Consider the following 25,340-nt stretch of genomic DNA (forward strand, 5'->3'; position numbering starts at 1 on the left):
TGTCAATTCCATAAGGGCTAATGTAAGGGGAGGCGTGATGAAAGCTCGCAGGGCAAACTCGCGCGACAGGATACTTGCAGCGGCAGCCGACGTGGCGCGCGAAGCGGGCCCTGGAAGCCTTTCGCTCGACGCCGTCGCCAACCGCGCCGGCGTGTCGAAGGGCGGCCTGCTCTACAATTTCCCGACCAAGGCCAAGCTGATGCAGGGGCTGGTCGAGAACTATCTCAACGAATTCGAGCAGGCGCTCGAAGCGCGCATCGCCGAGACCGGTCACGAACATGCGCTCTCAGCCTATGTCAGGCTTTCCGCTGACGAATGCGAGGAGCCGCAGCCCTCGGCGTCATGGATTTTCTCGGCGATCGCCGAGGACCCGGACTTCCTGACGCCGATAAAAACGTTCAAGCGGCAGCTGTTCGAACGGCTAAAGGCGGAAACGGACGATCTCGGCTCACTGCTGATCTGTTTCCTCGCCATCGAAGGCCTGCGCAGCATGAATCTCTTCGATTCCGACGTGCTCGCGCCGGAGGAGCGCGAGCTCCTGGTTTCCTCGCTTCTGAAGATAGCCGGATAGGTTGCAGGCGTCACACCAGGGGCGGCAAACACGCTGAGACAAAGACGGCGGCGTTCACGGCGCAGTTTTCATTGTATCCAGTGCGTGGAGCGAGCGCTCACGCAAAAAGACCCGCCGGGCGTTTCCGACGGCGGGTCTTTTTGCCGAGGAAAGGTTATCAGGTCGGGTCTTCGCGATGCAGGTCGTGGATGGCGACGCCTTCGACATTGGTCGGCAGCATCAGCCACTGCTTGTGGCGCAGCGTGCGTTCGGTGTCTTCGAGGCCCATCTCCCAGTGCTCGCGCATCGAGGTGCCCGAGAACTCATAGTCCTTGGCGTGGCCTTCGTAGCCTTTGTGCTGGTAGATCAGGTGGACGATGTTGACCACGCCGGCGTCGGAATAGTCGGCGATCAATTCCTTCTCGCCCTCTATCAGAAGTTCCGGCGGAACGCGCTTCAGTGCATCGAGCAGCTTCATCTTGAGCGCATGGATGCGCTGGAAATTGTCGGTGTTCTGGCGCGTGCGGCTGGAATACATGATGTCCTTGTGACGCGACAGCACGTCGGCCATGCCGCGCGGCAGCACGCCGCGAGCGCTGAACAGATCGACCTGGAAGACCAGCGAGGTGCGGTCCTCTTCCTGGTCAAGCAGATATTGCAGCGGCGTGTTGGAGACGATGCCGCCGTCCCAGTAGTACTCGCCCTCGATGCGGATCGAGGGGAAAGCCGGCGGCAGCGCGCCGCTCGCCATGATGTGCTCCGGTCCGATGCGCACCTTGTCGGTGTCGAAATAGGCGAAGTTGCCGGTCCTGACATTGACGGCGCCGACACTCAACCGCTTTTTGCCGTCGTTCAGAATGTCGAAGTCGATCAGGCTTTCCAGCGTGTCCTTCAGCTCGGCGGTGTCGTAGAAGCTGGTAGCGCCTTCCGCCCCCGACAGCTGGAACCAGGGATTGGGATTGCGCGGCTTGAAGAAGCCGGGCTGGCCCATAGTCATCGTCATCCACGAAGAAGTGCGGTTGCGGATGTCGCGATAGATGTCGCCTTCGGGCGTATAGGCCCAGATCTTGCGGCCTGAGACCGTCTGCCAGAACTGCTCCAGCCGCTGCAGGCGACGGCTCGGCTCGTTGCCGGCGATGATCGATGCGTTGATCGCGCCGATCGAGACGCCGGACAGCCAAGTCGGCTCGCAGCCGGCGTCGGAGAGCGCCTGATAGACACCGGCCTGATAGGCGCCCAGCGCGCCGCCCCCCTGGAACACCAGGGCGATGCGGTCGTATTGCGCCGTTATTTCCTCGATGGTGGCGGCTGCCGCCTTTTGTGGGGTGCGTTCAAGCACGAGCCTTCTCCGGCTGGATTGCACTGGTCGCGGACCGGTCGTCGAGATAGTCGTGAACGACCTCGCCCAGTCCGAGCGTCAGATCGGCGGTGAAGTGGACGGCCGAGACCACCTCCAGCACCGGCAGCTTCGCGACGTCGGCCATGACATGCGGCCGAAGGTCGAGCGCGGCCGGCGCCGTCCAGGCTTCCTTCAGCGTCACGTCGGTGAGGTAGTAACGGACCAGCTCGCAGATGCGCGGGCTGCCGTCGACATGCGGGATGATCTTGATCAGAAAATTGGGCGCGGCGAGCGATGCGAGCACTTGGTCGTGGTCGGCCTCGCGGTGCTTGTAGCCGATGGTGCCGGTGGCGCAGAGCACGCTGCCATAGTGGAGGGTGCCGACCACCACTTCGCCCTCATGCACGATCTTGGGGCTGGCCAGCTTCTTGGGGAATCCCCAGAGCTCGCGGCCGCCGGCGATCGGCGCGTCGTCGTCGAGATACATGGAATGGACGTAGCCGCCGTGTTGTCCGCCGAAGCGCACGGGGATCACCTGACCGGTCTCGGTATAGTCCCCGAAGCCGGTCGAATCCGGCATGCGGATGAACTCATACTTGACCAGCGGCTCATCGATCTCGAGTGGCTTCGGCACGACGGCTTCCAGCGCCTCGCGTGTCGTGCGGTAGGTGATGATGATGTATTCGCGATCGAAGAAACGGTATGGGCCTGGCGGGAAAGAGGGGTTGGTAAGCGGCATCGCATAGGCGCGTTTCACGACGTCGGCGATTTCCAAGCTGTTCACCCTTCAGAAATGACACACGCGACACGCGCAGGAGGACTATGTTGCACGGCACCATGACAGTGCCATGTACGTCCTACGACCGCCAGCTTCCCGTCGCTCAAACTGCATCACAACATTGTAATCGCACCGAAATACGGCCATGGCATTGTTATGTTGCGACGCACAAACTATTTGCCCCATAGTCCTCCTTTCCAGCTGTTGCGAGATCTGCCATGGGTTCCCTGTCTTCGAAGAATGCGCTCGTCACCGGCTCGACCAGCGGCATCGGCCTTGCGATCGCCCGCGCCTTTGCCGCCGAGGGTGCCAACGTCACCATCAACGGCCTGGGCGATGCCGCGGCGATCGAAAAGGAGCGCGCCGGCATCGAGAGGGAATTCGGCGTCAAATGCCGCTATTCAGACGCCAACATGATGGACGGCGCGGCGGTCACCGCCATGATCCGCGAGGCCGAGGAGGCGTTCGGCAGCCTCGACATCCTGGTCAACAACGCCGGCATCCAGCATGTCGCGCCGATCGACGAATTTCCCGATGAGAAGTGGGAAGCGATCATCCGCATCAACCTGCTTGCCGCCTTCTATGCGATCAAGGCGGCGGTGCCCGGCATGAAGAGCCGCAAATGGGGCCGCATCATCAACACGGCCTCGGCGCATGCGCTGGTCGCCTCGCCGTTCAAGTCGGCCTATGTCTCGGCCAAGCACGGCATTGCCGGCCTGACCAAGACGGTGGCGCTGGAAGTCGCGCAGGATGGTATCACCGTCAATGCGATCGCGCCCGGCTATGTCTGGACGCCGCTGGTCGAGAAGCAGATCCCCGACACGATGAAGGCGCGCGGCATGACCGAGGAGCAGGTAAAGCACGATGTGCTGCTTGCCGCGCAGCCAACCAAAGAGTTCGTTACCGTCGAGGAACTGGCGGCACTGGCGCTGTTCCTGTGCTCGGATGCCGCCAAGCAGATGACCGGCACGACCCTGCCGATGGATGGCGGCTGGACGGCGCAGTAAGGCCGGCTTGTTCGTGGCGCGCAAGCCGGGCCTTGTCAGTCCCGGCGGAGCCGGCTAGCTGACCATCAACGGGCAATCGACCAGAAGCGGATGAGAAGAACGCCAACGCCGGAGATCAGCGCTGCCCAATAGAGCGGCGCTCCCAATTTCCAACGAACATCGCCAGGCGCACGTTGGCTGAGCGTGCGCTTCGTGACGTATAGGTTCAGGAGCAGGCCGACGGTGATCAGTGTGTCGGCCATCACGGCGCCATGGGGATCATGTTTATTGCCGGGCAGGCACAGGTGCCAAACGAAGTTGACCATCAGCAGGGCGACGAACAACCGGAACGCCGTCCACGGCAAAGGCTTGCTTGAGCTCGCTTGCGTCATTGTTTCGCCCCTTCGCCCGAGGGTAAGGTATCATGGCGCTGTCCAATTGTGCGAGCCTTGCTTGACAATTTGCAGAGGCCGATAGAGCATCCTGGCTAAGGGGTTCCCCGCGACGACCCCGTGAGGCGTCAGCCCAACGATCGCGTCCAAACTCTCTTCATTCAGGAGGTGGACGCCATGCCATCAACAACTCAGATCACAGTGCCGCAGCTTGCCCGGCTCGTCGGGCTGCCGGATGCACCTCGTCTCGTCGACGTGCGCATCGACGACGACTTTCAAGCCGATCCGCGGCTGCTGCCGGCTTCTTACCGGCGCGAATTCAGAACCGTCTCGACCTGGGCGGCCGAGTTTTCCGGATCAAAAGTGGTGGTCATCTGCCAGCGGGGCGCGAAGCTCTCACAAGGCGTCGCCGCGTGGCTGCGCCACGAGGGCATTGCGGCGGAGTCGCTCGAAGGCGGCTTCGAGGCCTGGGTCGCCGCCAAGGCGCCGTTGGTCGCGGCCGGCGCGATTCCGCCCCGCGATGGGAAGGGCCGCACCGTATGGGTCACGCGTTCCCGGCCGAAGGTGGATCGCATCGCCTGCCCCTGGCTGATCCGCCGCTTCGTCGATCCCGATGCGGTGTTCCTATTCGTCGACCCGGCCGAGGTGCCCCTGGTCGCGGATCGCTTCGCCGCGGTGCCTTTCGACATCGAAGGTGTGTTCTGGAGCCATCGCGGCGATCATTGCACTTTCGACACGATGATCGAGGAGTTCGGCCTGCGCAGCGAGGCGCTCGATCGCCTGGCGCTGATCGTGCGCGGAGCGGACACGGCACGGCTTGACCTCGTGCCGCAGGCGGCCGGGTTCCTCGCCGCGTCACTCGGCCTGTCGCGCATGTTCCGCGACGACCTGGAACAGCTCGAAGCCGGCATGCTGGTCTACGACGCTTTCTTCCGCTGGTGCCGCGACGCCACGGACGAGACGCATAACTGGCCGGCCGGGGGCAAGCAACAATGACCGTGCTTGCCAAAGACAGCGCTGCGCAGCCGGCCGATGTCCCGGCTGTGCCGACCTTCAGTGAAGCGACGCGGCTGTGGGCCAAGATCGGCCTGCTCTCTTTCGGCGGGCCGGCCGGGCAGATCGCGCTGATGCACAAGGAACTGGTCGAGGAGCGCCGCTGGATCGGCGAGGAGCGGTTCCTGCATGCGCTCAACTACTGCATGCTGCTTCCGGGGCCCGAGGCGCAGCAGCTTGCCGTCTATATCGGCTGGCTGCTGCACCGGACGGCCGGCGGCCTCGTCGCCGGAACATTGTTCGTGCTCCCGGGCGCACTGGTCATGCTCGCCCTGAGCAGCTTCTACATGCTCTACAACGACGCGCCGGTCATCGAGGCGCTGTTCTTCGGCGTCAAGGCGGCGGTGCTGGCGGTCGTCGTCGAGGCGGTGATCCGCATCGGCAAGCGAGCGCTGAAGAACCGGGCCATGGTGACGATCGCGGTGGCGGCCTTCCTCGCCATCTATGTGCTCAAGCTGCCGTTCCCGCTGATCGTGCTTGCTGCAGGCCTCATCGGCTGGATCGGCAATCGCTTCGCGCCAGGGCTGTTTTCGGCCTCGGCGCATGGAAAAGGCGGCGCCGCTGCCGACAGCGGCGGCGTGGTCGACCTGATGTTCGAGCGCGGCGAGCTCGACCACACCGTGCCGACCAGATGGCACGCGGCCCGCACCATCGCCATCTGGCTGCCGGTCTGGCTCGGACCGATAGCGCTGATCGCGGCGCTGGCAGGGCCGGGGAGCGTATGGGCGCAGATCGGTGGCTTCTTCAGCCTGATGGCGGTCGTCACCTTCGGCGGCGCCTATGCGGTCCTCGCCTATGTCGCGCAAGCCGCGGTGACCTCGTTCGGCTGGCTTTCGCCCGGAGAAATGGTCGATGGGCTCGGACTTGCCGAGACGACACCCGGACCGCTGATCCTGGTGCTGCAATTCGTCGGTTTCGCTGCCGCCTATCGCCATGCGGGCACGCTCAGCCCTTTGCTTGCAGGGTCGCTGGGGGCGGCGCTGACGCTCTGGGCGACCTTCGTGCCCTGCTTCTTCTGGATATTCCTCGGCGCGCCCTACATCGAGCAGCTGCGGCAGAACAAGGCTCTGTCGGCGGCGCTCGGCGCGATCACGGCGGCCGTCGTCGGCGTGGTGATGAACCTTGCGCTGTGGTTCGCGCTGCATGTCGTCTTCGGCAAGGTCGAGAGCGTCGGCTTTGGCGTCGAGGTTCCGGTCGTCGCCTCGCTCGACTGGCGCGCGGCGCTGCTGTCGGGGGCGGCGATGGTCGCCATGCTCAGGCTGAAGGCCGGCATGCTGCCGACGCTCGCGGCATCCGCGCTGGCGGGACTGGCTCTACAGGCATTGTGAATTGTTTCCGTTCGCAGCCAAGCGTGATCGAGAACTTTGTTTACAGCTAACATGTCAGCATGCTACGTCTGCCTGCATATTGATGAACGGAGAGATTCCAGGTGGGTTCGCGCTTTGGTCTGTCGGTTGCGCTCACAACGCCCTTTGATGAAGCGGGGCGGATCGCCGTCCCACTGATGACCGCGCATGCTCGGGCCTGTCTCGATGCCGGCTGCAGCAGCGTGACGCTGTTCGGCACCACCGGCGAAGGCGCTTCGGTCGGTACGGCGGAGCGGCAGGCGGTCATCGATGCCATGCTTGCGGCGGGCATCTCCGCCGACCAACTCGTTGCCGGCGTGCTGGTCGATGCGGCGGAGGACGCTGCTGAGCAGTGCCGCCAGGCCTTGCAGCGCGGCGCCCGCAACATCCTTCTGGCGCCGCCGAGCTATTTCAAGAATGTCGGTGACGACGGGCTGTTCGGCTGGTTCGGCGCCGTGTTCGCCGCGCTCGGTCCGCTGGCCCGCGGCATGCTGCTCTACAACATCCCCTCGGTCACGACGGTGCAGCTGTCGCTCGATCTGATCGGCCGGCTTCGCAAGGCGTATCCGGGCGTGGTCGCCGGGGTCAAGGATTCCGGTGGAGACTGGGGCTACAGCGAAGCGCTGCTCGAGACGCATGGCGACCTGATCATCCTCATCGGCGACGAACGGCATCTGGCGCCGGCGGTGCGGATCGGCGGCCAGGGCGCGATTTCCGGAATGGCCAATTTCGCCGCCGGCCAACTTCGCGCCATGATCGAGAGCGGACGCGACGACTCCCGCGTGGAAAGTTTCGTCCTCGAACTGCTCCGGCATCCGGTCATCCCGGCGGTGAAGGCCATGGTTGCGCGCCAGACCGGCGACGAACGCTGGCTGGCGGTTCGGCCGCCGCTGGAGCCGGTAGCCTTGCAGGAACGGCAGCAGCTTGGCGCCGCTTACGACAGGCTGCTTGCGACACAGGCAGCCTGAACCGGGGAGGGCGCTGATCGCCATGGACGACACGAGCGAACCGGCAACCCTCAGGGAGAAGGCCTATGCCAGCTTCACGCGGCATCTGCTGGCCCGCGACCTCAGGCCCGGCCAGTTCGTTTCGCAGCGCGAGCTGGTCGCCTTCACCGGCCTGCCGCTCGGAGCCATCCGCGAGATCGTGCCGCGGCTCGAGGCCGAGGGGCTGCTGACCACGATACCGCAACGCGGCATGCAGATCGCGCATATCGACATCAGCCTGATCCGCGAGGCTTTCCAGTTCCGCCTGTTCATGGAGCGCGAGGCGGTCGCGCTGTTTGCCGTCAACGCGTCCGACGCCGAGATTGCGGGTCTCAGGCGCGAGCACGAGGACATGCTCGCCCAGGCGCTGGCGCAGACCCCGACGCCGGAAATGGAAGGCAACGCCCAGAACATCGACTGGGCCATGCATGACACCTTCATCAGCGCGCTGGGCAACGAGATCATCGCCAAGGCCTACTTGGTCAATTCGGTGAAGATCAGGCTCATCCACCAGGAGCGGTTCCGCATCGACGGTCGCGTCGTGCCGGTCATGCGCGAGCATCTTGCGGTGATCGAGGCCCTGGAGAAACGCGATCCGCAGATGGCGGTCGAGGCGATCAGCCAGCACATCGACAATGCGCGCCGGCTGGCGCTGCAGATTTGAGGAAGCAAAACCGCGCCGCAATCGTCGCGGCGTAATCGACAACGACAACCGGGAGGAAGAAATGTCGTCCAATCCATTCAGTCCAACCAGGAGGCAGTTGCTCCAGGGAACCGCGGCTCTCGCCGCCGCCGGACTCGCTGGTCTTCGTCCGAGCTTCGCCGCGGGCGTCGACTGGAAGCGCTTTGCCGGCACGACACTCGACGTCAACCTGGTCAAGAGCCCGCGCAGCGACACCATCTTGAAAAATCTCGCCGAGTTCGAGGAACTGACCGGCATCAAGGTCAATGCGGAGGCTACACCCGAACAGCAGCAGCGCCAGAAGACGGTGATCGAGCTCAGTTCCGGCAAGCCGAGCTTCGACGTCGTGCATCTGAGCTATCATGTGCAGAAGCGCCAGTTCGAGAAGGGCGGCTGGCTGGCCGACATTTCCGGCTTCCTTGCCGATCCGGGCCTCACCGATCCAGGCCTGACTGAAAGCGACTTCGCCGAGGCCGGCATCCAGTTCGCCAAGGACGGCCAAGGCGTGCTGCGCTCGCTGCCATTCTCGGTCGACTACTGGATCCTCTACTGGAACAAGGAGCTGTTCGACGCCAAAGGCGTAAAATATCCCGAGAGCTTCGAGCAGCTGGTGGCTGCAGCCGAAGCGCTGACGGATCCCTCAAGCAACACCTTCGGTTTCGTCGCACGCGGCCTCAAGAACGCCAACACGCCGGTGTGGACGTCGCTGATGCTCGGCTACGACATGACGCCGCTCGGCAGCGACGGCAAGCTGCGTACCACATCGCCGGAGGCGATCGAAGCCGCCGGCCTCTATCAGCGGCTGATGACCAAGGCCGCGCCTCCCGGCGTCACCGGCTTCAACTGGGCCGAGGCGCAATCCGCTTTCCTGCAGGGCAAGATCGGCATGTGGTTCGATGGCGTGGGCTTCGCACCGCCGATGGAAAATCCGGAGAAGTCGCGGGTGGTCGGCAAGGTCGGCTATGGCGTCATGCCGAAGGGTCCCAAGGCGCATGCCGCAGGCACGTTCGGCGACGGCATCGGTGTCACGTCTGCCAGCACGAAGAAGGAAGCGGCCTATCTGTTCTGCCAGTGGGCGGTTTCGCCGGCCATGGGCGCGCGCCTCCTGCAGGCCGGCGCCGGCGTGCCGTTCCGCAAGTCGGTGCTGGAAGACCCCAAGGTGCGCGAAGGCGTCACCATGCCGCCGAGCTGGCTGGATGCCGTGGTCGGCTCAGGCAATATCAGCCGGCTGGCGCTGCCGGTCATCATCCCGGTCACCGAGTTCCGCGACATCTATGGCGTGGCGCTGACAAACATGATCGCCGGCGCCGATCCGGCCGACGAACTGAAGAAGGCCACCGAGCAATTCCAGCCGGTTCTCGACAGGAGCGAGCAAGGCTGATGTCGGCCATCGCCCCGGAACGCGCAGGGGTGACGACGCAAGCCAGCGAAGAGAGCCAGCCGATCCGGCTGGCTCCCAACTATTGGCCTTTCGTCATTCCTGCGCTCGTCGTCGTCGGCGCCGTGATCGTCTTTCCCTGGGCCTTCACGTTGTGGATGAGCGTCAACAGCTGGACGCTCGGACAGTCGCGAAGCTTTGCCGGGATGGAAAATTATCTGCGCCTGGCGAGCGATCCGCGGTTCTGGGAATCGCTCTGGCATACCTTGATCTATACTTTCCTGTCGGTGGTCGCGCCGATGTTTTTCGGCACCGTAGCCGCGCTCATCTTCGACGCCAGGTTTGCCTTGCGCGGCCTGCTGCGCGGCGTCTTCGTGATGCCGATGATGGCCACACCCGTTGCCGTGGCATTGGTCTGGACCATGATGTTCCATCCGCAGCTCGGCGTGCTCAATTATCTCTTGTCGCTGATCGGCATTCCGGCGCAGGAGTGGATCTTCAACGCCAACACCGTCATTCCTTCGCTGGTCGCGGTCGAGACCTGGCAGTGGACGCCGCTGGTGATGCTGATCGTGCTGGGTGGGCTGGCATCCGTGCCGCGCGAGCCGTTCGAAAGCGCCGAGATCGACGGCGCCAATGCCTGGCAGCAGTTCCGCTACCTCACCTTGCCGATGATCGCGCCGTTTCTGATGATCGCGGTCATCATCCGCACGATCGATGCGCTGAAGAGCTTCGATATCATTTACGCCATGACCCAGGGCGGGCCCGGCACGGCATCGGAAACGATCAACATCTATCTCTACAACACTGCCTTCTCCTACTACGACATGGGCTATGGCTCGGCCATGGCCGTGGTCTTCTTCATCGTCATCGTGGCCCTGTCCTTCATCCTCCTGATGCTGCGCCAGCGCTCGCAATGGGTCGAGACGGAGGGCAATAGATGAGCTCGCGGCTGCTCAATAAGATAGGCCTGTTCTTCGCGGCGCTGGTGCTGGTCTCGCCGGCGATCCTGTTCTTCCTCTGGATGATCTCACTGTCGCTGAAGTTCGAGATCGACAACGGCGCCTATCCGCCGATCCTGATCCCGGAGCGCTTCGCCTGGTCGAACTACGCAAAGGTGTTCGAGGAGAACAATTTCCTGCTCTATCTCTGGAACTCGGTGCTGGTGACCGGCACGGCGACGCTGCTGGCGCTGCTGATCGGCGTGCCGGCCGGCTATGGCATCGCCAGGCTCAAGGCGGAACGCTCGGCGATCGTCATCATGATCGCGCGGATGACGCCGGGGCTTTCCTATCTCATCCCGCTGTTCCTCCTGTTTCAGTGGCTGGGCATCCTCGGCACGCTCTGGCCGCAGATCATCATCCATCTGGTGGTGACGGTGCCGATCGTGGTCTGGGTGATGATCGGCTATTTCGAGACGACACCGATGGAATTGGAGGAGGCCGCCAACATCGACGGCGCCAGTTCGTGGCAGGTGTTTCGCTTGGTCGCGCTGCCGATCGCCAAGCCTGGCATCGTCGTCGCCTTCATCCTGTCGATCATCTTCTCGTGGAACAACTTCGTCTTCGGCGTGGTGCTCGCCAGCCGCGAGACGCGGACATTGCCGGTCGCGGTCTACAACATGCTGTCCTACGAGCAGGTGAGCTGGGGGCCGCTCGCCGCCGCGGCGCTTGTGGTGACGCTGCCGGTGCTGGTGCTGACCATGTTCGCGCAACGGCAGATCGTCGCCGGGCTGACTGCCGGCGCGGTCAAGGGCGGCTGAGGACCTGATCCGCCTCATTCTTTTGGAGGTACGTATGGCATCGGTAAGCATCAACAATGTGCAGAAGGCTTTCGGAGCCACTCGGATCATCCACGATGTGAGCGTCGATATCGCCGATGGCGAGTTCGTCATCCTGGTCGGGCCTTCTGGCTGCGGAAAGTCAACGCTGCTGCGCATGATCGCGGGGCTGGAAACGATCTCGGCCGGAAAGATCGCAATCGGCGAGCGCACCGTGAACAACCTCAGGGCACGGGACCGCAACATCGCGATGGTGTTCCAGAACTACGCGCTCTACCCGCACATGACGGTGGCGGACAACATGGGCTTCGCGCTCAAGATCAAGAAAGCCGATCCGGCCGATACCGCGAGCCGGGTGAAGCGGGCAGCCGGCATTCTCGGCCTCGAGAAGCTGCTCGACCGCTATCCGCGCCAGCTCTCCGGCGGCCAGCGCCAGCGCGTCGCCATGGGCCGCGCCATCGTGCGCGATCCGCAGGTGTTTCTGTTTGACGAGCCGCTCTCCAATCTCGACGCCAAATTGCGCGTGCAGATGCGCGGCGAGATCAAGGCGCTGCATCAGCGGCTCGGCACCACCACCATCTATGTCACGCACGACCAGATCGAGGCGATGACCATGGCCGACAAGATCGTCGTGCTGCATGATGGCCTGGTCGAGCAGATCGGCGCGCCGCTCGATCTTTATGACCGCCCGGCCAATCTGTTCGTTGCCGGCTTCATCGGCTCGCCCGCCATGAACTTCATCCACGGCCATATCGAGGAGGGCATCTTCCGCAGCGCCGGTGGGCTGACACTGCCGCTGCCGGAAGGCATCCGGCCGAGCGAGGCCGCGGGAAGGGAACTGGTCTACGGCATTCGTCCCGAGCATATCCGGGTGACCGGCCAGGGTCTCTCCGGCACAGTCACGCTCATGGAGGCGACCGGCTCGGAAATCTTCGCCACGGTCGACTGCGGCGGAGAGGTGATCTCCTGCCTTTTCCGCGAGCGGCTGGCGTTGAAGCAAGGCGAGAGCGTGCGGATCGAGATCGGCCGCGCCTCGGCGCATCTGTTCGACGCCAAGACCGGCCGGCGCATCTGATTGCTGCTGTCCGCGCGCGCTCACCTCGGCGGCCGCGTCGAGGCCATCGGCGACAGACCGATTCCGGCGCTGGTCTATCGCCACCATGAACATCTGATCACCTGGTGGCGGCGCCTTGGCAGAACGAAGACAAATCGGTGGCGGACGACTCGCGGCGGGCGGGTTCTTGCTGGTCCACCGGACCGACGATGCCTTCTCCTACTGGGCGATCTCGGATGCAGAGCGCACGGCGCTCGTCAGGGAAGTTCTTGACGATTTCAGGCGAAGAGGGACTTACCTACTTCTTGGCCATCAATCGCTGAACGATCACCGTAGAGATACGGCCGACCAGGATACCGATGCTGGTTACGATGGGCACATATACCCTTCCATTCCAGCCTTCGGCCTTGCAGAACCTTACAAGCAAGAGAGCCAAGGGAAGCCCAATCAGAAGAATTCCAAGAGCCTGCGGACGCTTCTTTTTGAGGCGCTCTATATGTGCCGCTTGTTCTGGTGTGTACATGTCATTAGCCCCTCCCGTTCCCGGCCGAAACATCGCGCACCAACGACGCGTCTGCAAGTAACACCCCCGCGAGGGGAGTGCTTGACGATTCGAGCGAACGGAAAGCGACGGGACCCAGTTGCAAGAAAATGCAACATGGGAGCATTGCAAAAGTCAGCCAACCCTTTGATTTAGTTGGTGATCCCGACAGGAATCGAACCTGTGACCTACAGATTAGGAATCTGCCGCTCTATCCTACTGAGCTACGGGACCACGCCGCCCGACACATAAACGCTTCGGGCCGGTTCGCCAAGAGGCGTTACCGGCCGATCGGCGCGGCGCCTTGCTCCATGGCGCCAATCGGCGCGGGGAGGTCGCCTCGGTGCAAAGCGGTCAGGCGGCCAGCGCCGTCTCCGCCAGCCTGACCCAATAGCTCATGCCGTGCGGGATGACCTCGTCGTTGAAGTCATAGGCCGGATGGTGAAGGCCGGCGCTGTCGCCGTTGCCGATGAAGATGAAGGCGCCGGGGCGCGCTTCCAGCATGTAGGAAAAATCCTCACCGCCCATCACCGGCTGGATGGCGCGGTAGACATTCGCGTCGCCGGCGACTTCGGCGGCAATATCGCTGGCGAAGGCCGTCTCTTCCGGATGGTTGAAAGTGACGGGATAGTTGGGGTCGTAGTCGACCTCGATCGTCGCGCCGAAGGCGGATGCGAGGCCAGCGCAAATGGCGCGGATTCGCTCTTCCGCTTTCCTGGCCACTTCCTTTTTCAGCGTGCGCACCGTGCCGGCGATCTCGGCTTTTTCCGGTATCACGTTGTAGGCATCGCCGGCATGGAATTTGGTCACCGACACGACGACGGCCTCGACCGGATCGGTGCTGCGTGAGGCAATGGTCTGCAAAGCGCTCACCAACTGGCTGGTAACTACGATCGGGTCGATCGTGGCGTGCGGCATCGCCGCATGGCCGCCATGCCCCTTGACGGTGATGGTGAATTCGGCGGTCGCCGCCATGATCGGGCCGGGCTTGATGGCGAACTCGCCGACGGGAAGGCCGGGCATGTTATGCATGCCGAACACCCTTGAGATGCCGAACCGTTCCATCATGCCGTCCTTAACCATTTCGTTGCCGCCGCCGCCGCCTTCCTCTGCGGGCTGGAAGATCACCGCCACGGAGCCGGCGAAATTGCGCGTTTCGGCGAGATATTTGGCTGCGCCGAGCAGCATGGCGGTGTGGCCGTCATGGCCGCAGGCATGCATTTTGCCGGGAACGCCCGACGCGTAGGGCTTGCCGGTGATCTCGTTGATCGGCAAAGCGTCCATGTCGGCGCGCAGGCCGATGGCCGGACCCTCGCCCTTGCGGCCGCGGATGATGCCGACGACGCCGGTTTTGCCGAGGCCAGTCACAACCTCGTCGCAACCGAAACCCTGCAACTTGTCGGTGACGAAGGCGGCGGTCTGGAAAACGTCGAAGTTCAGTTCCGGCGTCTGGTGCAGATGGCGCCGCCAGCCCGCGACTTCTTCCTGCATTTCCGCGGCACGGTTGAGAATTGGCATAATCGTTCCATTTCTTTGTTGGGGCAGGCGGTTCAGGGCCGCTGCCCGGCAAGTGTGATCGTCTGGCGCTTTGCCATTTTGACGTCACATAAGGTAAATAGCACCGCATAATGCGGCCCGGGGTCGAGGGTCGGTCCGCACTATGCTGGCCATCGCGTAGCGAAATCTTACGGAGCCAGCGGCAACTACGGCAAGAGGCGATTTCGGAATTGATCATGCGGCAAAGGCATTTCCTCAACCTATTGCTTGCGGGGGCGCTGGCGCTGCCGATGCTTTCCGGCACTGCGCGCGCCAATCCGGTGGTGCTGTTCGACCTGAAGAGCGGCAAGGTGCTGGAGCATCAGGACGCCTTCAAGCGCTGGTACCCGGCCTCGCTGAGCAAGCTGATGACGGCCTATGTAACGTTCCGGGCGATCGCCGCCGGCGAGGTGGCGCTCGATTCGCCGATCAAGGTGACGAAACATTCGGCCGGCGAGCCGCCGAGCAAGATGGGCTTCAAGCCGGGCTCGGTCATGCGGCTCGACAATGCGCTGAAGATGATGCTGGTCAAGTCGGCCAACGACATCGCGATGGCCGTCGGAGAGAATATCGGCGGATCGCAGGCCGCCTTCGCCGACCGCATGAATGCCGAGGCCGCCAGGCTGGGCATGGTCGGAACGCATTTCGTCAATCCGAACGGGCTCTTCTCGCCGGACCAATACACGACCGCGCGCGACCTTGCCGTCCTGGTGACGGCACTTCGCAACGACTTCCCGCAATATGCGCCGTGGTTCTCCATCGAGGGCCTTGCCGTCGGAAAGAAGGCGATCCCGAACTACAATCTGCTGATCGGCCGCTATCCCGGCGCCGATGGCATGAAAACCGGCTTCGTCTGCTCGTCGGGCTTCAACATGATCGGCTCGGCGACGCGCGATGGCCGCACACTGGTTGCCGTCGTGCTTGGCGAAAAATCCGCCATCAGCCGCGCCGAAGCGGCGGCGAGGCTGCTCGACCAGGGTTTTGACGCGTCGACAACTGGGTCGACGACCCTCGCGGCGCTCAAGCCTTATGGCGACACGCTGTCGCCCAACGACCTGAATGACGAGATCTGCAGGAAGAAGCCGAAGGAACAGCAGTCCGAGGCAGCACCGGTCGCCGCCGCCAAGGGCAAGGCCAAATCGCCCTATCAGGTGAAACTCGATCACCCGACGCTGATCGCGGTCGGCCTTGGCGGCGCCACCGGACCGGCACCCAAGGCTTTCGTCGACCAGACCGATCAGAACTATGCCGATGTGCCGCTGCCCAGCTGGCGGCCCGACAAGCCCCTGCCGACCGGCGCCACACCTGCCGCCACCGCTGCCACTGCAGCCCAGGGGGATCAGCCGGCCAAGGCGGCAAACCAGCCATGAGCGGGCAGACGCGCAGCGGCTTTCCCATACCCGTCTCGGTTCTCACCGGCTTTCTCGGGGCCGGCAAGACGACGCTGCTCAACCGGCTGCTCAAGGACCCGGCGCTTGCCGACACGGCCGTCATCATCAACGAGTTCGGCGAGGTGGCGATCGACCATCTGCTCGTTGAGCAAGCCTCAGACGGCATCATCCAGCTTTCCGACGGCTGCCTTTGCTGCACGGTGCGCGGCGAACTCGTCGATACGCTGGCCGACCTCGTCGACCGGCTGCAGACCGGGCGCATCGCCAGGCTGGCGCGCGTTGTGGTCGAAACCACCGGTCTTGCCGATCCTGCACCGGTGCTGCAGTCGATCATGGCGCATCCGGCGTTGGTGCAGGCTTTCCGGCTCGACGGCGTCATCACGCTGGTCGACGGCGTCAACGGCGAGGCCACGCTCGATGGCCATGTCGAAGCGGTGAAGCAGGCGGCCGTCGCCGACCGCATCGTGCTGACCAAGACCGATCTCGCCGAGGCCAGCGACGTCGAGGCTCTGCGGGCGCGACTTCATCAGATAAATCCGAGCGCCGTCCTGCTCGACGTCAATGATCCCGCTACCGGGGCAGCGTCCCTGTTCGATTGCGGCCTCTACAATCCCGAAACCAAGAGCGCGGACGTGCGGCGCTGGCTCGGAGAGGAGGCGGCGCATGATCATCATCACCACGATGAGGGTCATGATCACGGCCACCATCATTACGACCACCGCCACGACGGCCGCGTGCGCTCCCACTCGCTGGTCCATGACGGGCCGGTGCCGTTCTCGGCGATCGAGATGTTCCTCGATTTGCTGCGCTCGACGCATGGCGAGAAGCTGCTGCGCATGAAGGGCGTCATCGAACTTCAGGAGGATCCGTCACGGCCGCTGGTGATCCACGGCGTGCAGAAGATCCTGCATCCGCCGGCCAGGCTGCCGTCGTGGCCGGACGGACGGCGCGGCACCCGGCTGGTGCTGATCACGCTCGACATGCCGGAAGATTATGTCCAGAGGCTGTTTTCCGCCTTCACCAACAAGCCGTCGATCGACACGCCCGACCGGGCGGCGCTCGAGGCCAATCCGCTGGCGATCGCCGGGCTGTAGCTCAGAGGTGCGGTTGGCCTAAGCCGCGCCGCCGCGCTCGACCAGGAAGCGATGGCCGCCGTCGACCGCCGCCGTCTCGATCAGCTGGTGGCCGGCATCGGCGCAGAAGGCCGGAATGTCGATAACGGCCAGCGGGTCGGTGGTTTCCAGCCACAGACGGCTGCCAGGCCGCATCGCGGCCAGGCGCTTGCGCGCCTTCAGCACCGGCAGCGGGCAATTCAGGCCCTTCAGATCGTAGGTAGCGGCGGATCCGGCCAAGATCGAGAAATCTCAGCCGCCGAACATGCCGAGCAGTTTCTTCTTCAGCTTCGAGACCGTGCCTTCGTCGGCACTTGCCGCCTGCTGCGTTTCGGGCGCCGGTTGCGCGGGAGCCGCCTCGACGCCTGCGGTGACCACCGGCTGCTGAGCCGCCTGCTTGGCGGCTTCCTTTTCGGCCAGAGCCTGCGCCTTGGCAGCTTCCTTTTCAGCCTGCGCTTGCGCCTTGGCGGCCTTGGCTGCCTCGATCGCCGCAAGCCGCTGCTCCTCGGCCTTGCGCTTGGCCTCCTTCTCGGCGTCGAGCGCGGCCATCTTGCGGCCGAGCGGGGAATCGATGCGGCCCATGCGCGTCGTCTCGCTTACCGAGCCGTCCGCATTCATCGATGGCGGGTCGATCGGTACGCGCTCGCCGCGGGCGCGGCGCTTCGACCAGTCGGAAACGATGCTGGCTTCCTTGATGCCGGCGATGGCCGGCTTAGGCGGTAGTATGCTTCCCTTGACCGCGGAGTTGAAGGCGGCGTCATAGCGCTTTTCGTAGTCGGCGTAGGCCGTTTTCAACGAATCAGGCTGTGTCATTGCCGGGCAGGGCCCTGTCGGGTCGAAGGTGGTGCCTTCGGGCGCTGCCTGATTGAAGACGTAGCGCTTCTCGCAGACGTCGACTTTCGGCGGCACCTTGGTGATCTCGAAATTGTCGTAGCCGACCTTCAGCATCTTCCAGAACTCGTAGTTCGGGTCGTTGCGGTAGCGCGCCATATTGGCGGCGGTCATGCGGAACGGGAAGGCCTGGATCTGGAACTCGGTCTGGCCGCCCTGGAAGGCATCGCGGCCGAAAGCATAGATCTGCTCGATCTGGGCGTCGGTCATCGAATAGCAGCCGGACGAGGAGCAGGCGCCGTGCACCATCAGATTGGAACCGGTGCGGCCGTTGGCCCTGTCGTAGGCGTTGGGATAGCCGATGTTGAAGGACAGATGGTAGTTCGAGCGCGGATTCATCTGCGACGGACGCACCGTGTAGAAGCCTTCCGGCGCCTGGCGGTCGCCCTCGGTGTATTTGGGGCCGAGCTTGCCCGACCATTTGCAGATGTCGTAGCTGGCGACGAGATCGTAGCGGCCGTTGGTCTTGGCCTTCCAGATCTCCAGCTTGCCTTCTTCCTTGAAGATGCGCGCCATCACCGAGGAGGTGCGCACCATGCCCTTGGCCTTCATGTCGGCGAGAATCTTATCCGGCAGCGGCTTGTTGGCCTCCGGCGCAAAATCCTTCATCGACGAATCATTGCAGCCGGCGAGGCCTATCGCGGCGACAAGGACTCCGGTGCGGGCAAGCTTGGCAAACATCGCTACGGCTTTGTCTTTTCTCTCAGGCCAACGGTCTCGGCATGGCCGGCCCGCAGGCTCAACACCAATGGACCGTAAGCCCGTTAACCTTGAAAATTCCTTACCGCAAGCAATAGCCAACCCCTCGCGGATATTTTCATTGAGCCGAATGCGGCGGCATTTTTGTGGCGAAATTGTAAACTGACGCCATAGTTTCGGCGAGCGGCCGATTAAAGCGGGTGGCGCTGAGGCAGACTCGCGTGCTTTGTTTTCATGCATGTCCTTTTCGCAAAACCGCTGCACAGTTTTGCGCGACATGCATTAAAGGCTGCGGCCCATCGCCAGATATTTCTCGCGGCGCTGCTCGCGGAAGTCGGTGTTGGCGCCGGCAAAGTCCCTCATCGTCTTGGCGATCAGGTCTCCGGTGGCGGCTATCACCGTTTCCGGCGCACGCTGGGCACCGCCCATCGGCTCGGGGACGATGGCATCGATGACCTTCATTTCGAGAAGATCCTGGGCGGTGATCTTCATATTGGTCGCCGCGTCCTTGGAACGGGTGGTGTCGCGCCAAAGAATCGAGGCCGCGCCCTCGGGCGAGATTACCGAATAGATGGCGTGCTCCAGCATGTAGACGCGGTTGGCGGTAGCGATCGCGATGGCGCCGCCCGAGCCGCCTTCGCCGATGACGACCGAGATCGACGGCACTTTGAGCGCCAGGCAGGCGGAGGTGGAGCGCGCGATGGCCTCGGCCTGGCCGCGCTCCTCTGCACCGACGCCGGGATAGGCGCCGGCGGTGTCGACCAGCGTCAAAAGCGGGATGCTGAAGCGGTCGGCGAGCTCCATCAGCCGAACCGCCTTGCGGTAACCCTCGGGCCTTACCGAACCGAAATTGTGCTTGATGCGGCTTGCCGTGTCGGAGCCCTTCTCCTGGCCGATCACCGCCACCGGCTCGCCGCGGAAGCGGGCGAGACCGCCGACGATCGCCTGGTCGTCGCCGAAATTGCGGTCGCCGGCCAAAGGCGTGAAATCGCTGAACAAGCCCTTGATGTAGTCGAGGCAGTGCGGCCGGTCCGGATGGCGGGCCACCTGCACCTTCTGCCAAGGGGTGAGCGCCCTGTAGAGATCGCGCAGCGCATCGCGCGAACGCTTCTCCAGCCTGCTGATCTCGTCGGCGACATCGACCGCCTCGCCGTTCTCCGCGAGCTTCTTCAGCTCAAGGATCTTGAGCTCCAGATCCTGCACCGGCTTTTCGAAATCGAGGTAATTGTACATGCTGGGGCGGACCGATCCGTCGGAAGGCAATGGCTGGCGGAACCCTGGAAATGCTGGCTCCGGGCGGTGGAACGTCGCCCTCACATAGCGGTATGAAGCCTAGTCGGCAAGCGGATGATGATCGTTGACCAGCCGCACCAGCCGCTCCTCCAGCACATGAGTGTAGATCTGCGTGGTGGAGATATCGGCGTGGCCAAGCAGTTGCTGCACAGCCCTGAGATCCGCACCGTTCTGCAGGAGATGGCTGGCGAAGGCGTGGCGCAGCACATGCGGCGAGATCTTGGTCGAGGCGATGCCGGCTCGCGCCGCCAAGCCTTTGAGATCGCGCGCGAAAACCTGCCGGGAGAGATGGCCGCTGTCGGATGAGGCTGGGAACAGGAACGGGCTCTCGGCATAGGCCGGCACCTCCGCCCTGGCGGCAAGCCACGCGCGCATCGCGGAGCGCGCCTTGGCCGACAGCGGCACCATGCGCTCCTTGTCGCCCTTGCCGCGCACCATGAAGAAACGGTCGTCGCGCAGCGCCACCGTCACCGACAGGCCGACAAGCTCGGAAACGCGCAGGCCCGTGGCATAGAGCACCTCGACCAGCGCGTGCAGGCGCAGCGCCGCCAGCCTGTCGCCGTCGGGCGCGGCCCCGCCCGCCTCCTCGGCCGCGCGGTCGAGCAGGCGGCCGGTCTCGGCTTCGGTCATGGTCTTCGGCAGCGGCCGGCCCTTCTTCGGGCTGTCCAGCGTGCCGGTCGGGTCGTCGCCGCGCAGGCCTTCGGCATAGAGGAATTTGAAGAATTGGCGGATCGCCGACAATTTGCGCGCCTGCGAGGTCGACGCAAAGCCACGCGCCGCGATGTCGTCGAGATAGGCGCGGATGTCGGCGGCTGCCGCTCCCGCCAGCCCGCCGCCGATAGCTTCGGAGGCGTCTTCGAGATCGCGGCGGTAGGAGGAAAGCGTGTTCTCGGCCGCACCGCGCTCGGCGCTCATCATCTCCAGAAAGGCTTCGATGCGGGCCGCGCTGTTCATTTGGCCGGCTCAGTTCTTCTTCGGATTGAGCTTTTCCGCGGGGATGCGCACGCTCATTTCGGCCTTTTTCGGCTCTACGAACATCGCCAGCGCGAACATCGCGCCATAAGCGACGCCTGCAAGAACCGCCAGCGTCACGACAAAGCGAAACAATGTCGGCATTCAGTCTTCGCCCGTCTTCTTGTTCTGCGATTCCAAACCCTGTGCCCTTATGGGACGCCATTCCGGCCAATTCAAGGACGAAGGTCTGGGCGGAGGATTTGTCGAGGAAGCTTCTCGACGGAAGGGGGCGATCAGGCCTGCCTGCGGCGGCCTGCTTGACGCAAACAGGCTTTTGATGTCGATACGGCGCAAAGAGGGTTCCGCATGAACGCGCTGCCAGCAAATCCGCCGGACGAAGGCCGTGTCGCGCTGCTCGAGCGGCTCGGCAGCCGCTCGATCGTTTTCGTCGGCCTGATGGGCGCCGGCAAGACGGCAATCGGCCGCAAGGTGGCGACCGTGCTTTCGCTGCCCTTCATCGACAGCGACCAGGAGATCGAGAGCGTATCGCGCATGACCGTGCCGGAGCTGTTCGAGCGTTATGGCGAGCCTGAGTTCCGGGCCCTGGAGCAGCGGGTGATCTTGCGTCTGCTCGAAAACGGCCCGCAGGTGCTTTCCACCGGCGGCGGCGCCTTCATGAACGCGCAGACGCGCGAGGCGATCGAGGCGCATGGCGTCTCGGTTTGGCTGAAGGCCGATCTCGATCTCCTGATGGAGCGGGTTTCGAAAAAGCAGAACCGGCCGCTGTTGAAGAATCCGGATCCGCGCGGCGTGCTGGAGAAGCTGATGGGCGAGCGCTACCCGGTCTATGCCACCGCCGACCTCACGGTTTCGACCCGCGACGACCGCAAAGAAGTCATCGCGAGCGAGGTGGTATGCGCGCTTTGCTCTTACCTCGGGATCGCGCCAATCGCCACCAGCGACGACGAGGTAGAGCCGTGAGCCATACCGAACCGGTGAAGGTCGAGGTCGGGCTCGGCGACCGTGCCTATGACATACTGATCGGGCCCGGCCTGCTTTCCGGCTCAGGAACCGAAATCGCAGGCCGCCTTCCCGGCACGCGCGCGGCCATCGTCACCGACGAGAATGTCGCCGCAGCGCATCTCGAAACGCTGCAGGCCGGCCTGGAAAAAGGCGGCATTGAGGCCGCCGTCATCACCCTGCCGGCCGGCGAAAAGACCAAGAGCTTCACCCACCTCGAAGAGGTCGTCGACGGCGTGCTCGCCGCCAAGCTCGAACGGCGCGATGTCGTCGTGGCACTTGGCGGCGGCGTCATCGGCGACCTTGCCGGCTTCGCCGCCGGCATCGTGCGGCGCGGGATGAATTTCGTGCAGGTGCCGACGTCGCTGCTGGCGCAGGTCGATTCTTCCGTCGGCGGCAAGACCGGCATCAACAGCGCGCGCGGCAAGAACCTGGTCGGGGTCTTCAACCAGCCAAAACTGGTCCTTGCCGACACCGGCGTGCTCGACACTTTGCCGATGCGCGAATTCCGCGCCGGCTATGCCGAGCTCGCCAAATACGGGCTGATCGACCGTCCCGGCTTCTTCGCCTGGCTGGAGGAGAACTGGCAAAAGGTGTTCGCCGGCGGCCCGGAGCGGACCGAAGCCATCGCGGAGGCCTGCCGCGCCAAGGCGGATGTGGTCGCCCGCGACGAGTTCGAGACCGGCGACCGCGCGCTGCTCAATCTCGGCCACACATTCGGCCATGCGCTCGAAGCCGCGACGAATTATGACGGCGCCCGTCTCGTCCATGGCGAGGGCGTCGCCATCGGCATGGCGCTGGCTCACCGCTTCTCGGCGCGCCTCAATCTGGCGAGCCCGGACGACGCGGAGCGCGTCGAGGCGCATCTTCGTGCCGTCGGCCTGCCCTGGCGGATGGCCGACATATCGGGCCAACTGCCGGATGCCGAGGCGCTGCTCGGCTTTATCACACAGGACAAGAAGGTATCGCGCGGCGCGCTTACCTTCATTCTGACTCGCGGCGTCGGCCAAGCCTTCATCGCCAAGGACGTGCCGCCCTCCGAAGTGCTGTCCTTCCTGAAGGCGAGCCATCCCGGATGATTGACGCCGGCTGGATCGCCGCAGCCGTCCTTGCCGCCGTCATCGTGCTGGCGTTTCTCTTGCGCACGCGGCTCTTCGCGGCGCTCGGCTACAGTCTGCGGCCGATCGAGACGACGGCGCCCGAGCACGATGAGCCGGACGAGAACGGTGACGACACCCGCCGCAACGGGCAGGCGCGCGAGGATCGCAACCGCCTGGGCGCGCTTTTCGAACTCGAGGAGCTCGAGGTGTCGGACGTGATGGTCCACCGCACCAACATGCGCTCGGTCAACGCCGACGATCCGCCGGAAATGGTGGTGCGCGAGATTCTGCAGAGCCCGCATACCCGCATGCCGCTCTGGAAAGGCTCGCTCGACAACATCGTCGGCGTGCTGCATGCCAAGGATCTGCTGAGGGCGCTCAACGAGGTCGGCAACGACTTTTCCAAGATCGACGTCACAAAAATCGCGTCGAAGCCATGGTTCGTGCCCGATACCACCACCTTGCAGGATCAGCTCAACGCCTTCCTGCGCCGCAAGGCGCATTTCGCCATCGTCGTCGACGAGTATGGCGAGATGGAAGGGCTGGTGACGCTGGAAGACATCATCGAGGAGATCGTCGGCGAGATCGCGGACGAGCACGATGTCGACATGCAAGGCGTCAAGCAGGAGGCCGACGGCTCGGTCGTCGTCGACGGCACGGTGGCAATTCGCGACCTCAATCGGGCACTCGACTGGGATCTGCCGGACGAGGAGGCGACGACGATCGCCGGCCTGGTCATCCACGAGACGCAGACGATACCAGACGAGAAGCAGGCCTTCACCTTCCACGGCAAGCGTTTCGTGGTGATGAAGCGCGACAAGAACCGCATCGCAAGATTGAGGATCCGGCCCGCCGGCGAAGGTTAAGGTGTGCCGATATTCAGGTGAGACCGGCCTGCAAAGGGCGGCTCCCTGCCGGTGCTCAAAGTTCCTTCGTCGAGCGCTCGCTGAGCACGGCGCCGGTTTCGGCATCCATTGCCGCCAGGCTGACGTCATAACCCCATAGGCTCCGGATGTGGCGCAAGGTCGCGTCGCGGCTCTCGTCCTCTAGCTGGATGCCGTCCTTGACCTTGTGCTGCAAACGCAGATGCCGGTCTCCCAGAAGATCCACGTCGACCACCTGGATGTCGGGCCGGCTCGCCCCCACATCGTAGCTTCGGGCCAGCGCGGACCGTACCTTGCTGTAGCCGCGCTCATTATGGATCGAGGCGACCTCGTAATGCGGCTCGTCGGCGCCGTCGGCCAGCACGAAGAGCCGCCATTTCCGGATCAAAGCGGGGCTAAGATACTGGCGGATGAAGGATTCGTCACGGTGGTTGGCCCAGGCATCGAGCAAGGTGTCGCGCCAGTCGCCACGGCCGGCGATGTCCGGAAACCAGTCGCGGTCCTCCGCGGTCGGCTCGGTCGAGATGCGCTGGATGTCCTGCATCATGCCGAGGCCCAGCGCATAGGGATTGATGCCCGAATAACGCGGATCGTCATAGGCGGGCTGGAAAACCACGTTCGAATGGTTACGCAAGATCTCGAGCATGGCGCCTTCGCTGATGCGGCCGCGATCGAAAAGCATGTTCATCAGGGTGTAGTGGACGAAGGTGGCGCAGCCTTCGTTCATCACCTGGGTTTGCCGCTGCGGGTAAAAATATTGCGCAATCACACGCACGATCCTGATGATCTCGCGCTGCCAGGGCTCAAGCACCAGGCTGTTCTTCTCGAGAAAGTAGAGCAGGTTCTCCTCGGGCAGCTTGAGCGATTTCTTCCGCTCGGCCAAGCTTTCGTCCCCTGCCTCGGGCTTGTTCTTGTCCTGCGCGGGCGGCAGCGTGCGCCACAAATCATTGTAGGAACGCTCCTCATATTCGAGGCGCTCGCGAAGGCCCTCGCGCTGCTGCTCCGATGACAGCTTCGGCGGCCGATGGTAACGGAACACGCCTTGCTCCATCAGCGCGTGGGCGGCATCGAGCACCGCCTCCACGGCCTGCAGTCCGTGCCGTTCCTCGCAGCGGGCGATGTAGCCCTTGGCGAAGTCCAGATAGCTCAGGATGCCTCCGGCGTCCGTCCACTGCCGGAAGAGATGATTGTTTTTGAAGAAATGGTTGTGGCCAAGCGCGGCATGGGCGGTCACCAGGGCCTGCAAGGCCATGGTGTTTTCCTCCATGAGGTAGACGATGCAAGGATTGGAGTTGATGACCAGTTCATAGGCCAGACCGCGCGCGCCCTTGCGGTAGAGAAGCTCGTTATAAAGGAAATGCTTGCCGAACGACCAATGCCGATACATCAGCGGCATGCCGACCGAGGAATAAGCGTCGAGCATCTGCTCGGAGGAAATGACCTCCATCTGCACCGGATAGATGTCGAGGTGAAGCTCTTCAACCCCGATCGCCTCGATCTCATCGTAGACGCGCGACAGTTTCGCGAAATCCCAGTCCGATCCGGAAAATAACAGTTCGGATTTGCGCGCCTGACTGACCATCGGCCTATGTCCC

General features: G+C 63.8%; 26 protein-coding genes and 1 tRNA gene. 15 read left to right on the forward strand and 12 right to left on the reverse strand.

Annotation, left to right across the window (positions count from 1 at the left end; genetic code table 11):
* Window positions 1-37: 37 nt before the first annotated feature.
* Window positions 38-571, forward strand: a complete 534-nt coding sequence (locus tag CK220_RS03060) for a TetR family transcriptional regulator (RefSeq protein ID WP_095810089.1) — start codon at window positions 38-40, stop codon at window positions 569-571.
* Between the two features lie 157 nt (window positions 572-728).
* Here CK220_RS03060 and CK220_RS03065 read toward each other — a convergent pair whose 3' ends face one another.
* Both CK220_RS03065 and CK220_RS03070 read right to left on the reverse strand, forming a co-directional pair.
* Window positions 729-1,889 (reverse strand): patatin-like phospholipase family protein, encoded by a 1,161-nt coding sequence (locus CK220_RS03065; RefSeq protein ID WP_095810090.1) that lies wholly within the window; start codon window positions 1,887-1,889, stop codon window positions 729-731.
* Window positions 1,882-2,664, reverse strand: a complete 783-nt coding sequence (locus CK220_RS03070; protein WP_095810091.1) for an acetoacetate decarboxylase — start codon at window positions 2,662-2,664, stop codon at window positions 1,882-1,884. Before CK220_RS03070 ends, CK220_RS03065 begins: the two co-directional genes overlap by 8 nt.
* 221 nt (window positions 2,665-2,885) lie before the next feature.
* Between CK220_RS03070 and CK220_RS03075 the strand changes: the two genes are divergently transcribed.
* The gene (locus CK220_RS03075) at window positions 2,886-3,674 is read left to right on the forward strand and encodes a 3-hydroxybutyrate dehydrogenase (protein WP_095810092.1); all 789 of its coding nucleotides are present in this window, start codon (window positions 2,886-2,888) and stop codon (window positions 3,672-3,674) included.
* A gap of 65 nt (window positions 3,675-3,739) precedes the next feature.
* On the opposite strand, the gene CK220_RS03080 is transcribed toward CK220_RS03075, so the two are convergent.
* Entirely contained in the window at window positions 3,740-4,045 is a 306-nt protein-coding gene (locus CK220_RS03080) for a hypothetical protein (RefSeq protein ID WP_141245084.1), read from the reverse strand.
* 177 nt (window positions 4,046-4,222) lie between these two features.
* Here CK220_RS03080 and CK220_RS03085 point away from each other — a divergent pair, with 177 nt between their 5' ends.
* From CK220_RS03085 to ugpC, 8 genes are all read left to right on the forward strand, one after another.
* Window positions 4,223-5,041 (forward strand): sulfurtransferase/chromate resistance protein, encoded by an 819-nt coding sequence (locus CK220_RS03085; protein WP_095810094.1) that lies wholly within the window; start codon window positions 4,223-4,225, stop codon window positions 5,039-5,041.
* On the forward strand, window positions 5,038-6,426 hold the full coding sequence (gene chrA / locus CK220_RS03090; RefSeq protein WP_095810095.1) for a chromate efflux transporter: 1,389 nt from the start codon (window positions 5,038-5,040) through the stop codon (window positions 6,424-6,426). Before CK220_RS03085 ends, chrA begins: the two co-directional genes overlap by 4 nt.
* Before the next feature lie 101 nt (window positions 6,427-6,527).
* Complete coding sequence (locus CK220_RS03095) at window positions 6,528-7,412, forward strand: dihydrodipicolinate synthase family protein (protein ID WP_095810096.1); 885 nt, start codon at window positions 6,528-6,530, stop codon at window positions 7,410-7,412.
* A gap of 22 nt (window positions 7,413-7,434) precedes the next feature.
* On the forward strand, window positions 7,435-8,094 hold the full coding sequence (locus CK220_RS03100) for a GntR family transcriptional regulator (protein ID WP_095810097.1): 660 nt from the start codon (window positions 7,435-7,437) through the stop codon (window positions 8,092-8,094).
* 61 nt (window positions 8,095-8,155) lie between these two features.
* Window positions 8,156-9,493: a sugar ABC transporter substrate-binding protein gene (locus CK220_RS03105; RefSeq protein WP_095810288.1), complete on the forward strand. Its 1,338-nt coding sequence runs from the start codon at window positions 8,156-8,158 to the stop codon at window positions 9,491-9,493.
* Entirely contained in the window at window positions 9,493-10,434 is a 942-nt protein-coding gene (locus tag CK220_RS03110; RefSeq protein ID WP_095810098.1) for a sugar ABC transporter permease, read from the forward strand. The genes CK220_RS03105 and CK220_RS03110 overlap by 1 nt, the downstream gene beginning before the upstream one ends.
* Window positions 10,431-11,252: a carbohydrate ABC transporter permease gene (locus tag CK220_RS03115; protein ID WP_082953638.1), complete on the forward strand. Its 822-nt coding sequence runs from the start codon at window positions 10,431-10,433 to the stop codon at window positions 11,250-11,252. Before CK220_RS03110 ends, CK220_RS03115 begins: the two co-directional genes overlap by 4 nt.
* Before the next feature lie 34 nt (window positions 11,253-11,286).
* Window positions 11,287-12,345, forward strand: coding sequence for a sn-glycerol-3-phosphate ABC transporter ATP-binding protein UgpC (ugpC, locus tag CK220_RS03120; protein ID WP_095810099.1), 1,059 nt, complete (start codon window positions 11,287-11,289; stop codon window positions 12,343-12,345).
* A 277-nt stretch (window positions 12,346-12,622) separates the two neighbouring features.
* Here ugpC and CK220_RS03125 read toward each other — a convergent pair whose 3' ends face one another.
* From CK220_RS03125 to CK220_RS03135, 3 genes are all read right to left on the reverse strand, one after another.
* On the reverse strand, window positions 12,623-12,847 hold the full coding sequence (locus CK220_RS03125) for a hypothetical protein (RefSeq protein WP_141245085.1): 225 nt from the start codon (window positions 12,845-12,847) through the stop codon (window positions 12,623-12,625).
* A gap of 175 nt (window positions 12,848-13,022) precedes the next feature.
* Window positions 13,023-13,099: transfer RNA gene (locus CK220_RS03130), tRNA-Arg, on the reverse strand.
* A gap of 120 nt (window positions 13,100-13,219) precedes the next feature.
* On the reverse strand, window positions 13,220-14,383 hold the full coding sequence (locus tag CK220_RS03135) for a M20 aminoacylase family protein (RefSeq protein WP_095810101.1): 1,164 nt from the start codon (window positions 14,381-14,383) through the stop codon (window positions 13,220-13,222).
* Window positions 14,384-14,598: 215 nt separating this feature from the next.
* Here CK220_RS03135 and CK220_RS03140 point away from each other — a divergent pair, with 215 nt between their 5' ends.
* Together CK220_RS03140 and CK220_RS03145 are read left to right on the forward strand one after the other, a co-directional pair.
* Entirely contained in the window at window positions 14,599-15,771 is a 1,173-nt protein-coding gene (locus CK220_RS03140; RefSeq protein WP_095810289.1) for a D-alanyl-D-alanine carboxypeptidase family protein, read from the forward strand.
* Window positions 15,768-16,886, forward strand: coding sequence for a GTP-binding protein (locus CK220_RS03145; RefSeq protein ID WP_095810102.1), 1,119 nt, complete (start codon window positions 15,768-15,770; stop codon window positions 16,884-16,886). Before CK220_RS03140 ends, CK220_RS03145 begins: the two co-directional genes overlap by 4 nt.
* A gap of 18 nt (window positions 16,887-16,904) precedes the next feature.
* Here CK220_RS03145 and CK220_RS03150 read toward each other — a convergent pair whose 3' ends face one another.
* The 5 genes from CK220_RS03150 to CK220_RS03170 all read right to left on the reverse strand — a co-directional run bounded on the left by CK220_RS03150 (window position 16,905) and on the right by CK220_RS03170 (window position 20,903).
* Window positions 16,905-17,144 (reverse strand): sulfurtransferase TusA family protein, encoded by a 240-nt coding sequence (locus CK220_RS03150; RefSeq protein WP_066990371.1) that lies wholly within the window; start codon window positions 17,142-17,144, stop codon window positions 16,905-16,907.
* A 12-nt stretch (window positions 17,145-17,156) separates the two neighbouring features.
* Window positions 17,157-18,476: a murein L,D-transpeptidase family protein gene (locus CK220_RS03155; RefSeq protein ID WP_095810103.1), complete on the reverse strand. Its 1,320-nt coding sequence runs from the start codon at window positions 18,474-18,476 to the stop codon at window positions 17,157-17,159.
* A 300-nt stretch (window positions 18,477-18,776) separates the two neighbouring features.
* The gene (locus tag CK220_RS03160; RefSeq protein WP_095810104.1) at window positions 18,777-19,727 is read right to left on the reverse strand and encodes an acetyl-CoA carboxylase carboxyltransferase subunit alpha; all 951 of its coding nucleotides are present in this window, start codon (window positions 19,725-19,727) and stop codon (window positions 18,777-18,779) included.
* Between the two features lie 99 nt (window positions 19,728-19,826).
* Window positions 19,827-20,741: a site-specific tyrosine recombinase XerD gene (locus tag CK220_RS03165; RefSeq protein WP_095810105.1), complete on the reverse strand. Its 915-nt coding sequence runs from the start codon at window positions 20,739-20,741 to the stop codon at window positions 19,827-19,829.
* A 9-nt stretch (window positions 20,742-20,750) separates the two neighbouring features.
* Complete coding sequence (locus CK220_RS03170; protein WP_066990358.1) at window positions 20,751-20,903, reverse strand: histidine kinase; 153 nt, start codon at window positions 20,901-20,903, stop codon at window positions 20,751-20,753.
* 204 nt (window positions 20,904-21,107) lie between these two features.
* On the opposite strand from CK220_RS03170, the gene CK220_RS03175 reads away from it, so the two are divergent.
* From CK220_RS03175 to CK220_RS03185, 3 genes are read left to right on the forward strand one after another with little or no spacing between them, the layout of a single operon-like run.
* Window positions 21,108-21,722, forward strand: a complete 615-nt coding sequence (locus tag CK220_RS03175; protein WP_095810106.1) for a shikimate kinase — start codon at window positions 21,108-21,110, stop codon at window positions 21,720-21,722.
* Window positions 21,719-22,840: a 3-dehydroquinate synthase gene (gene aroB, locus CK220_RS03180; RefSeq protein WP_095810107.1), complete on the forward strand. Its 1,122-nt coding sequence runs from the start codon at window positions 21,719-21,721 to the stop codon at window positions 22,838-22,840. The genes CK220_RS03175 and aroB overlap by 4 nt, the downstream gene beginning before the upstream one ends.
* Window positions 22,837-23,727 carry a transporter associated domain-containing protein gene (locus tag CK220_RS03185; protein ID WP_095810108.1) on the forward strand — a complete coding sequence of 297 codons (891 nt, stop codon included), beginning with the start codon at window positions 22,837-22,839 and terminating at the stop codon, window positions 23,725-23,727. The genes aroB and CK220_RS03185 overlap by 4 nt, the downstream gene beginning before the upstream one ends.
* Before the next feature lie 55 nt (window positions 23,728-23,782).
* On the opposite strand, the gene CK220_RS03190 is transcribed toward CK220_RS03185, so the two are convergent.
* Window positions 23,783-25,327, reverse strand: a complete 1,545-nt coding sequence (locus CK220_RS03190; protein ID WP_095810109.1) for a SpoVR family protein — start codon at window positions 25,325-25,327, stop codon at window positions 23,783-23,785.
* Between the last annotated feature and the right edge of the window lie 13 nt (window positions 25,328-25,340).

The sequence above is a fragment of the Mesorhizobium sp. WSM3860 genome (assembly GCF_002294995.1).
Lineage (GTDB): Bacteria > Pseudomonadota > Alphaproteobacteria > Rhizobiales > Rhizobiaceae > Mesorhizobium.

Coding starts and splice junctions, on each gene's coding strand:
- CK220_RS03080 (WP_141245084.1), bottom strand. CDS start 4,045: ATGACGCAAGCGAGCTCAAGCAAGCCTTTGCCGTGGACGGCGTTCCGG.
- CK220_RS03135 (WP_095810101.1), bottom strand. CDS start 14,383: ATGCCAATTCTCAACCGTGCCGCGGAAATGCAGGAAGAAGTCGCGGGC.
- CK220_RS03060 (WP_095810089.1), top strand. CDS start 38: ATGAAAGCTCGCAGGGCAAACTCGCGCGACAGGATACTTGCAGCGGCA.
- CK220_RS03110 (WP_095810098.1), top strand. CDS start 9,493: ATGTCGGCCATCGCCCCGGAACGCGCAGGGGTGACGACGCAAGCCAGC.
- CK220_RS03145 (WP_095810102.1), top strand. CDS start 15,768: ATGAGCGGGCAGACGCGCAGCGGCTTTCCCATACCCGTCTCGGTTCTC.
- CK220_RS03175 (WP_095810106.1), top strand. CDS start 21,108: ATGAACGCGCTGCCAGCAAATCCGCCGGACGAAGGCCGTGTCGCGCTG.
- CK220_RS03140 (WP_095810289.1), top strand. CDS start 14,599: ATGCGGCAAAGGCATTTCCTCAACCTATTGCTTGCGGGGGCGCTGGCG.
- CK220_RS03100 (WP_095810097.1), top strand. CDS start 7,435: ATGGACGACACGAGCGAACCGGCAACCCTCAGGGAGAAGGCCTATGCC.
- CK220_RS03190 (WP_095810109.1), bottom strand. CDS start 25,327: ATGGTCAGTCAGGCGCGCAAATCCGAACTGTTATTTTCCGGATCGGAC.
- CK220_RS03165 (WP_095810105.1), bottom strand. CDS start 20,741: ATGAACAGCGCGGCCCGCATCGAAGCCTTTCTGGAGATGATGAGCGCC.
- chrA (WP_095810095.1), top strand. CDS start 5,038: ATGACCGTGCTTGCCAAAGACAGCGCTGCGCAGCCGGCCGATGTCCCG.
- CK220_RS03075 (WP_095810092.1), top strand. CDS start 2,886: ATGGGTTCCCTGTCTTCGAAGAATGCGCTCGTCACCGGCTCGACCAGC.
- CK220_RS03160 (WP_095810104.1), bottom strand. CDS start 19,727: ATGTACAATTACCTCGATTTCGAAAAGCCGGTGCAGGATCTGGAGCTC.
- CK220_RS03155 (WP_095810103.1), bottom strand. CDS start 18,476: ATGTTTGCCAAGCTTGCCCGCACCGGAGTCCTTGTCGCCGCGATAGGC.
- CK220_RS03085 (WP_095810094.1), top strand. CDS start 4,223: ATGCCATCAACAACTCAGATCACAGTGCCGCAGCTTGCCCGGCTCGTC.
- CK220_RS03105 (WP_095810288.1), top strand. CDS start 8,156: ATGTCGTCCAATCCATTCAGTCCAACCAGGAGGCAGTTGCTCCAGGGA.
- CK220_RS03170 (WP_066990358.1), bottom strand. CDS start 20,903: ATGCCGACATTGTTTCGCTTTGTCGTGACGCTGGCGGTTCTTGCAGGC.
- CK220_RS03115 (WP_082953638.1), top strand. CDS start 10,431: ATGAGCTCGCGGCTGCTCAATAAGATAGGCCTGTTCTTCGCGGCGCTG.
- ugpC (WP_095810099.1), top strand. CDS start 11,287: ATGGCATCGGTAAGCATCAACAATGTGCAGAAGGCTTTCGGAGCCACT.
- CK220_RS03185 (WP_095810108.1), top strand. CDS start 22,837: ATGATTGACGCCGGCTGGATCGCCGCAGCCGTCCTTGCCGCCGTCATC.
- CK220_RS03125 (WP_141245085.1), bottom strand. CDS start 12,847: ATGTACACACCAGAACAAGCGGCACATATAGAGCGCCTCAAAAAGAAG.